At 33.7% G+C, this 1,792-nt stretch carries 1 protein-coding gene; it reads left to right on the forward strand.

Going from position 1 to position 1,792, the window contains the following annotated elements; all coding sequences use genetic code 11:
* Positions 1-116: 116 nt before the first annotated feature.
* A partial coding sequence (locus tag ENL20_06420) for a hypothetical protein (protein HHE38189.1) occupies positions 117-1,792 on the forward strand: 1,676 nt, incomplete at its 3' end.

The raw sequence follows: 1,792 nt of genomic DNA on the forward strand, positions 1-1,792 counted from the left end.
AACAATAACTTTAATTGACACTATGAAATTTAATATTACATTATATGTTTTCTTAAAAAAATTAGGATTGCGAATTCGGTAGATGCGTAATCAAAAAAAATATTAAAGGAGTTTTTATGTTTAGTTTCAAAAAAATGATGATCAGTTTTTTACTGATCGCGGGAATTACAAGTGTTCTTTCGGCTGTTCCAATGAGCGGAACTTATACTATTGGTGGCACTACGCCTGATTATGCGACTATTAATGATGCTGTTAACGATTTAATAGCAAACGGCGTAAATGGCAACACGTCTTTTCATCTCAGAACCGGAACTTATGATGAACAGGTAATTATTCCTGAAATCACAGGAACAAGCGACACTTCAATAATTAGCTTTAGTTCGGAAAGTGGAGATGTTGATGATGTAATAATATCGCATTCTGCAACTTCTTCTACAGATAATTACATCATTCGTTTAGATGGAGCCGACTACATTGATTTTCATTATTTGACTTTCCGAGCAGAAGGTACCACAAATCTTGGAACAATTTTTGATTTGAAAGATGGAACTTCTGATATTAGAATCCGCTTTAACAAATTTTATAGTTTGGGATACAATCAGAGTTATTCCAATATTATCAACGCCCAATTATCAAGTTCACAAACTGTCTCCCATCTCGAAATTTTAGCGAATTATTTTCAAGACTCGTATTACGGAGTATATTTATATGGAAATAACTCAAGTAACTTTTTCGACGTATTGATTAAAAACAATCTGTTCTATAATCAAATGAAAGCTATCGAACTTACCTATGTACCAAGTGTTGTTATCCAAGGTAACAGCATTACGGATTGTAATGACGCAATAAAAATAAACAATTCATCATCTGCTAATATTAGCAAAAACGACATTAATACCCATGCTTCGGGAATTTATATTTATTATTCTTCTTATGCTGATGTTTATAATAATTCTATAAATGTAGATGGGAATGCTTGGTCAGGAAATTACGGATTAGCTAAAGGTCTCACTTTTGATAATTCAGAAAATTCGGAAACATATTACAACAGCGTAAGAATTGAAGATTCAGCTTCCAGTAATAATTCTTATGCGTTTTCACTTCTGGGTGCAACTAATCACTTCGTCAAAAACAATATTTTTGCAAATCTTGGATTAGGAAATTCCATCTATTTCAATTCGGTAGATTCTAATGATATGCTGATGGATTATAATGATATTTTTGTCGGAAGAGGATTTTTAATCAGGAATGGTTATTACAGCCCAACTATCTATTACACTCTTTCCCAATTTCAAAGTGGTTTTGGAGAAAATGCTCATTCGGTTTCTGTATATCCCGGATTTTATGATAATCCACCTTTGCATAGTCATTCTCCTTGGATAGATGGGAAAGGTACACATATTGCTTTAGTAACTGAAGATATTAACGGCAATCCGCGTGATTCTTCCACTCCTGATATTGGCTGTTATGAATTTGCTGCAGATCCTGCGAATACCACTCCTTTAAGTGGAACTTACAATATTGGCACAGGATACGATTATGATAATTTACAGGATGCTATTGCAGATCTTTTAATTAAGGGAGCCAATGGCTCTGTTCATTTCGACCTTTTCGATGGGGATTATTCCGGAAATTATAAACTTTATAATGTCCCATCAAGTTCAGGTTCAAATTTTGTAACAATTGCTTTGGGAACCGGAGATCCTGATCTTGTTTATTCAGCTACATCGGAAGATGACAATTATATTTTCCGACTTATGGGTGGAACTACTTTCTACGACTTTGAATATCT

The sequence above is a fragment of the Candidatus Cloacimonadota bacterium genome (assembly GCA_011372345.1).
In the GTDB taxonomy this organism is placed as follows: domain Bacteria; phylum Cloacimonadota; class Cloacimonadia; order Cloacimonadales; family TCS61; genus DRTC01.